6 protein-coding genes and 1 pseudogene are annotated in these 7417 nt (G+C 72.1%); all 7 read right to left on the bottom strand.

Features of this window, described 5'->3' with window-relative positions:
- Nucleotides 1–963: an acetyl-CoA carboxylase carboxyltransferase subunit alpha gene (locus tag Q0112_RS13715; RefSeq protein WP_297976191.1), complete on the bottom strand. Its 963-nt coding sequence runs from the start codon at nt 961–963 to the stop codon at nt 1–3.
- Nucleotides 964–1440: 477 nt separating this feature from the next.
- Nucleotides 1441–2349, bottom strand: coding sequence for a cation transporter (locus tag Q0112_RS13710; protein ID WP_297976189.1), 909 nt, complete (start codon nt 2347–2349; stop codon nt 1441–1443).
- Between the two features lie 5 nt (nt 2350–2354).
- On the bottom strand, nt 2355–3326 hold the full coding sequence (locus tag Q0112_RS13705; protein WP_297976188.1) for a CoA ester lyase: 972 nt from the start codon (nt 3324–3326) through the stop codon (nt 2355–2357).
- A gap of 136 nt (nt 3327–3462) precedes the next feature.
- On the bottom strand, nt 3463–4356 hold the full coding sequence (locus tag Q0112_RS13700) for a bifunctional methylenetetrahydrofolate dehydrogenase/methenyltetrahydrofolate cyclohydrolase (RefSeq protein WP_297976186.1): 894 nt from the start codon (nt 4354–4356) through the stop codon (nt 3463–3465).
- Between the two features lie 73 nt (nt 4357–4429).
- Nucleotides 4430–4969 (bottom strand): gluconokinase, encoded by a 540-nt coding sequence (locus Q0112_RS13695; RefSeq protein ID WP_297976184.1) that lies wholly within the window; start codon nt 4967–4969, stop codon nt 4430–4432.
- Between the two features lie 3 nt (nt 4970–4972).
- Nucleotides 4973–6889 (bottom strand): ATP-dependent zinc metalloprotease FtsH, encoded by a 1917-nt coding sequence (gene ftsH, locus Q0112_RS13690; protein ID WP_297976182.1) that lies wholly within the window; start codon nt 6887–6889, stop codon nt 4973–4975.
- A 60-nt stretch (nt 6890–6949) separates the two neighbouring features.
- Nucleotides 6950–7417: pseudogene (locus Q0112_RS13685) on the bottom strand (hypothetical protein); the annotation flags it as partial.

Raw genomic sequence — 7417 nt, 5'->3', positions numbered from 1 at the left:
CTAGGCGACGAGCGACTTCTGCCCCATGTCGAGGAACTTGCGGCGGCGGGCCTTGCGGAGATCGGCGGGTTTCTTGCCGTCGAGCTCGGCGAGGAGCTCGGCCAGGGCGGTGCCAACGCGGGCGATGGCGGCGGGCTTGTCGCGCTGGGCGCCGCCCCTGGGCTCGGGGACGATGCGGTCGATGACGCCGAGGGCGAGGAGGTCCTGGGCGGTGAGGCGCAGCGCCTCGGCGGCCTCCTTCATCTTCTCGGCGTCCTTCCAGAGGATCGAGGCGCAACCCTCGGGGGAGATGACCGAGTAGATCGAATGCTCGAGCATGGCGATGCGGTCGGCGGTGGCGAAGGCGACCGCGCCGCCAGAGCCGCCCTCGCCGATGATGACCGAGACGAGGGGGACGCCGATCTGCAGGCATTTCTCCGTCGAGCGGGCGATCGCCTCGGCCTGGCCGCGCTCCTCGGCGCCCTTGCCTGGGTAGGCGCCGGGGGTGTCGACCAGCGTGATGACCGGCAGGCCGAAGCGGTCGGCGAGGTCCATGAGGCGGATCGCCTTGCGGTAGCCCTCCGGGCGGGCCATGCCGAAGTTGCGGGCGATGCGCGAGCGGGTGTCGTTGCCCTTCTCGTGGCCGATCACCACCACCGCGCGGCCCTCGAAGCGGGCGAGGCCGCCCATGACGGCGTGGTCGTCGGCGAAGTTGCGGTCGCCGGCGAGCGGGGTCCATTCGCTGAAGAGGGCCTCGACATAGTCCTGGCAGTGCGGCCGCTCGGAGTGGCGCGCGACCAGGGTCTTCCGCCAGGGGTCGAGGGAGCGGTAGAGATCCTCGAGCAGGGCGGCGGCCTTGCGGTCGAGGGCGGCGGCCTCCTCGTCGACGTTCATCTCGCTGTTCTTGCGGGCGAGGGTCCGGAGCTCCTCGGCCTTGCCCTCGATCTCGGCGAGGCCCTTTTCGAAGTCGAGATAGGTCTGCATCCGGGTGCTCCAGCGGCTCGCGGCTATATTGAGCGGTGGCCGGGGGAATGCAACAGCAGGGTGCGAAACGGCGGATTTCGCGCGCGAAACTATAAGCAAGCAGTTGAATTTAAAAGGATTCGTCGGGTTAATTCTTCGTGAATCCGCCCGGATGGGCCGGGGAGCGCCACCCTCGGGGGGGCCTGAAGGCCCCCGCTCTGGCGGCGCTTGGCGGTCGGCTGCCTTTGCAGCCTCCCTCCAGCGGAAAGCGGCCTTTCGGCCGCTTGAGTCAGTGTTCTCCCCGCCTGTTGGCGGGGCCCCTGCCTGCTCGATAGGAAAGCTTGCCAGTATGAAATCCTTGGGCGGGATGGGTGGCGGCTGCGGTTTCCGATGTCGAGGCGGTTCGGGTGGGGAGACGGTGGAGCATTTGCAGGGGGTGACGGGCGCCGCGGGCGGGCGGGTGACGTACGCGGGCGGGTGGCGCGGCGCTTCGGCGGGTCAGCTGTAGCCTGCCGTGGGGGCGGCGTGGGCCTCGACCGCGGTGAAGACGACGTCGACGACGGCGGGCGCGTGGCGGGCGGTCAGGGCGGCGATGACCGCGCCGCGCAGGCGGTCTGCGGCGGCGAGGTCGAGCTCGGTGTCCGGCGGCACGAGGACGTGGACGACGACGTAGCTGGTGCGACCGGGCTGGATGGCGCGTACCCAGAGGCGGGAGACGGGCAGGGGCCTGAGGGCGGTCCGCACCTCGGCCTCCATCGCAGCAACGACGGGTGCGGCGGGCGCGCGGGTGAGGAGGGCGAGAAGGCCGGTGAAGGCCATGCGCACCGGCACGGCGAGCGAGAGGAGGACGACGAGGGCGACCATGGCCGGGTCGACGTAGGCCGCCGCCGCCGCGTGGCCGGAACGGACGAGCCAGGCGGCGAGCAGGAAGCCGAGGAGAACGCCGCCCGAGACCACCGCGTTGACGGTCCAGGTGTCGACGTCGGCCCGGACGAGGGGGCTCGGGGCGGCGCGGCGGAGCGCGAGGACGACAGCGGCGCAGGCGAGGGTGGCGACGGCGGCGTAGAGGGCGGCGGGACCGAAGGCGACCGGGCGTCCGCCGGTGGCGAGCGCGACGGCGGCGTCGACGAGCGCGAAGGCCGAGACACCGAGGATGAGCAGCCCCTTGGCGGTGTTGATGAGCGGCTCGAAGAAGAGATAGCCGAACGGGTAGCGCTCGTCGTCGGGTCGGGCGAGCAGCCGCGCCACGCGCAGGGTCAGCGCCGCGGTGATCGCGAAGCAGAGATTGAAGAGCGCGTCGAGCAGGATGGCGCCCGAGCCGGTGGCGAGCGCCGCCGCGATGCCGACGGCGGCGAGGAGCGTGGCGGCGACCGCCGAGAGGGTGAGCGCGCCACGCTCGGAGCGCATCCCGCTCAGCCGGCGATGAGCTCGGCCATGCGGACGATCACCTGCGCCTGGCGGGCGGAGGCGATGTCGATGAGCCGGCCCTTGTAGGTGACCGCGCCCTGGCCCCTGGCCTCGGCCTCCTTCATCGCGGCGAGGATCTCGCGCGCCTCGGCGACCCTCTCCTCGGGCGGGGTGAAGACCTCGTTGGCGAGCTTCACCTGGTTCGGGTGGATCGCCCACTTGCCGACCATGCCCATGGTGGCGGCGCGGCGGGCCTGGGCGGTGAAGCCCTCGGGGTCGGAGAAGTCGCCGAAGGGGCCGTCGACCGGCAGCACGCCGTTGGCGCGGCAGGCGGCGACGATGGCGGCGGTCACTCCGTGCCAGGGGTCGCCGTAGAGGTGCGGCCGCTCCGCGGCCTCCTTCGGCGCCAGCATGTAGTAGCCGTCCTGGGTGCCGCCGATGCCGGTCGTCTGCATCCCCATCGAGGCGGCGAAGTCGGCGGCACCGAGGCTCATCGCCTGCAGGCGGGGCGAGCCGGCGGCGATCTCGCGCGCGTTGGCGAACCCCTGGGCGGTCTCGATGATGATCTCGAGGCCGACGCGCTTGCGGCGCCCCTTCGCCGCCTCGACGGCGGTGATGAGGGCGTCGACGGCGTAGAGGTCGGCGGGCGTGCCGACCTTCGGGATCATGAAGAGGTCGAGCCGCTCGCCGGCCTGTTCGAGGATGTCGACGACGTCGCGGTACCAGAAGGGGGTGTCGAGGCCGTTGATGCGGACCGAGAGCGTCTTGTCGCCCCAGTCGACCCCGTCGATCGCCCTGATGATGTTGGCCCGCGCGGCCGGCTTGTCGGCGGGCGGCACGCTGTCCTCGAGGTCGAGGTTGATGACGTCGGCGGCGGAGGCGGCCATCTTGGGGAAGATCTCGGGCCGCGAGCCGGGGCCGAAGAGCTGGCAGCGGTTCGGGCGGGCTGGCGGGCTCGGGGGCAGGGTGAAGCTCACGGGAGGTGTCCTTTCGCGCCGTTCGGAGGGGCGTTGCGGCCCCGGTGCCGTGCGGGGGCTCGCCCGGTGATAGGATAGGCCGGGGCGCGGCGTCAACGTGGCCTTCTGCAATGCAACAAGGATCGGGCGGCGCGGGCTAGAGGCCGAGGCCGGAGGGCACGGGCAGGCCGTTCGTGCGGCAGCAGGCGGCGAGCGTGTTGGCGAGGAGGCAGGCGATCGTCATCGGGCCGACGCCGCCCGGGACCGGGGTGAGGGCGCCGGCGACCGGTGCGGCGCTCGCGAAGTCGACGTCGCCGGTGATGGCGGGCCTGCCGTCCGGGCCGGGGACGCGGTTGATGCCGACGTCGATCACCGTGGCGCCGGGCTTGACCCAGGAGGCGGTGACGAGGCCGGGCCGGCCAACGGCGGCGACGAGGATGTCGGCGCGGGCGCAGACCGCGGCGGGATCGCGGGTGCGCGAGTGGGCGACGGTCACGGTGCAGTTCTCGCGCAGCAGGAGCCGGGCCATCGGCTTGCCGACGATGTTCGAGCGGCCGAGGACCACGGCCTCGCGGCCGGCGAGGTCGCCGAGCCGGTCGCGCAGCAGCATGAGGCAGCCGAGCGGCGTGCAGGGGACGATGGCATCCTGGCCGGTGGCGAGGCGGCCGACGTTCTCGACGTGGAAGCCGTCGACGTCCTTCCCGGGCGCGACGGCGTTCACCACGCGCGCCTCGTCGATATGGCCGGGCAGCGGGAGCTGGACGAGGATGCCGTTGATGCGCGGGTCGCCGTTCAGCCGGTCGATGAGGGCGAGGAGCCCGGCCTCGCTGGCGGTGGCCGGCAGGCGGTGCTCCTCGGAGTGCATCCCGGCCTCGCGGGTGAAGCGGCCCTTGTTGCGGACGTAGACTTCGCTCGCCGGGTCGTCGCCGACGAGGACGGCGGCGAGGCCGGGGACGAGGCCGTGGCGGGCCTTGAGCGAGGCGGCCTCGGCGGCCACGCGTGCGCGCAGCCCGGCGGCGAAGGCCTTGCCGTCGATGATCTCCGCGGTCATGCGCACGCCTCCGGTCGGTTTCGCGCGACGGATTAGCGGCAGGCCGCGGCGGGTGCAACGCCAGGCGGCGCGGTCAGGCGGGCTCCGCAGCGGCGCGGCCGAGCCAGCGCAGCGCGGCCTCGACCTGCGCCTCGGGCGGGAGGGCGACATCGACCACGATCCCGTCCTCGTCCGGCTCGAGCGGCTCTAGCGTGGCGTATTGCGAGGCGAGCAGGTCCGGCGGGAAGAAATGCCCCTTGCGGGTGTCGAGTCGCGCCTGCAGCACTTCGCGCGCGCCATGCAGGTGCAGGAAGCGCACGCGCGGCGCGCCGGTGCGCAGCAGGTCGCGGTAGGCGCGCTTCAGCGCGGAGCAGGCGAGGAGCGAGGAGCGCCCCTCGGCCTCGTGGCTGCGGAGGACGCCGGCGAGCGTCTCGAGCCAGGGCCAGCGGTCGCTGTCCTCGAGCGGGATGCCGGCCGACATCTTGGCGATGCTCGCCGGCAGATGGTGGCGGTCGCCCTCCTCGAAGGGCCAGCCGAGGCGTGTGGAGAGGATGGCGCCGACCGTGCTCTTGCCGCAGCCGGAGACGCCCATGACGATGACATGCTGCGGCCGCTCCACCGATTCGCCGGCCATGGCTCAGGCCGCGGGCTCGGGCTCCATGCCGTCGTCGCGGGCCGGGCGTGCTGCCTTGCCGGTCTTCGGGATGGCGACGATGCCGGCGCTCTCCTCTTCCTTGTCGTCGTCGTCCGCGCCGCGGTTGAGCGGCTGGCCGTGGATGACGCGGGTGATCTCCTTGCCGGTCAGCGTCTCGTACTCGAGCAGGCCGTTGGCCAGCCGGTCGAGGTCCTCGCGCTTCTCGGTCAGGATGCGCTTGGCGGTCGCGTAGCCCTCGTCGACGAGCTTGCGTACCTCCTGGTCGATCAGCTCGTGGGTATCGGGGCCGGCGTTCACCCCGCCGGACTGCGGCCCGAGGTAGGTGAACTGCTCGCCGGCATAGTCGATGTTGCCGAGCTTCTCGGACATGCCGAACTTCGTCACCATGGCGCGAGCGATGCGGCTGACCTGCTGGATGTCGGAGGCGGCGCCGGAGGTTACGTTGTCGGGGCCGAAGACGATCTCCTCGGCAACCTTGCCGCCCATCGCCATGGCGATCATCGACTTGTACTTGGTCATCGTCACCGAGAGCTGGTCGCGCTCCGGCAGCGACAGCACGAGGCCGAGGGCCCGGCCACGCGGGATGATCGTCGCCTTGTGAATCGGGTCGTGCTGCGGGACGTTGAGGCCGACGACGGCGTGCCCGGCCTCGTGGTAGGCGGTGAGCTTGCGCTCCTCGTCGGAGAGCACCATGGAGCGCCGCTCGGCGCCCATCATCACCTTGTCCTTGGCGTTCTCGAAGTCTTCCATGGTCACGAACCGCTTGCCGGTCCGGGCCGCCATCAGCGCCGCCTCGTTGACGAGGTTGGCGAGGTCGGCGCCGGAGAAGCCGGGGCAGCCGCGGGCGATGATCCGGAGGTCGACGTCGGCCGAGAGCGGCACCCGGCGGGCGTGGACGGCGAGGATCTTCTCGCGGCCCTTGATGTCGGGGTTCGTCACCTGCACCTGGCGGTCGAAGCGGCCGGGGCGGAGGAGGGCTGGGTCGAGGACGTCGGGGCGGTTGGTGGCGGCGATGAGGATGACGCCTTCGTTGGCCTCGAAGCCGTCCATCTCGACGAGGAGCTGGTTGAGGGTCTGCTCGCGCTCGTCGTTGCCGCCGCCGTAGCCGGCGCCGCGGTGGCGGCCGACGGCGTCGATCTCGTCGATGAAGACGATGCAGGGGGCGTTCTTCTTCGCCTGCTCGAACATGTCGCGGACGCGGCTGGCGCCGACGCCGACGAACATCTCGACGAAGTCCGAGCCCGAGATGGAGAAGAAGGGCACCCCCGCCTCGCCGGCGATGGCGCGGGCGAGGAGCGTCTTGCCGGTGCCCGGGGGGCCGACGAGGAGAGCGCCCTTGGGGATCTTGCCGCCGAGGCGGGAGAACTTCTGCGGGTCGCGCAGGAACTCGACGATCTCCTCGAGCTCCTCCTTGGCCTCGTCGATGCCGGCCACGTCGTTGAACGTCACCTTGCCCGACTTCTCGGTCAGGAGCTTGGCCTTGGACTTGCCGAAGCCCATGGCGCCGCCGCGGCCGCCGCCCTGCATCCGGTTCATGAAGAAGATCCAGACGCCGATCAGCAGGAGGAACGGGAGCCAGAGGCCGAGGGCGGACATGAGGCCCGACTGCTCCTGCGGGGCGGCCTGGATCTCGACGCCGTGCTCGCGCAGGTCGGGCAGCACGTCGGTGTTGCGCGGCTGCACGGTCTGGAAGGCGACGCCGTCGACGCTGGTGACATAGACGCGCTCGCCGTCGAGGCGGACGGCGGCGACCTGGCCGGCCTCGACCCGGTTCAGGAAGTCGGAATAGCTGATCTCGCGGCCCATCGAGGTGCGCGAGCCGTTCGAGAAGACGTTGAACAGCGCCACCATGAGCAGGAAGAGGATGATCCAGAAGGCGATGTTCTTGGTGTTACCCACGATGGGATGTCTCCTCGAGCAACCGGAACGGGCGGTGCGGACGCCGGCCGGTCATTTGAACTAACATAAGGGCTGGCCGGGCGGATTCAACGCACTATCGCCGTCCCAGGGCGGGGGTACGGCAGAGACGCGCCGAAAGGTGAAGCCCGCCTCCGGGCGTGCCAGCGGCGCGGCGAGGAGCCTGCCCTGGTGCCAGATGGCCGGGGTCGCCGCCAGCGCCTCGCGGGCCGGGCCGGCGCGGTGCTGGGGGAGGCGGGCGAGGCCGCCGGCGCCGAGGGCGCCGATCGTGAGGCCGCCGCCCTCGGGCGGGGTGCCCTCGAGCTGCCAGCGGCCGTCCCAGCGGCGGGTGGCGAGCGGGGCGGCCGGCGCCATGCGGGCGAGCTCGCGGCGGATGGCGATGCGCCCGCCGCGAGTGCGCAGCACGCAGCCGTGCAGCGTCAGGCCGTGGCCGATGCGGCCGGCCTCGAGCGTGGCGAGCGCCGCCTCGAGGCGGACGAGACGCGGCCGGTAGACTGCGCCGGAGACCCA

Origin of the sequence: uncultured Amaricoccus sp. (assembly GCF_937858865.1) — a bacterium.
GTDB lineage: Bacteria > Pseudomonadota > Alphaproteobacteria > Rhodobacterales > Rhodobacteraceae > Amaricoccus.
Note: the sequence above shows the minus strand (reverse complement) of the source record. Positions and strands in the feature narration are given on the sequence as shown.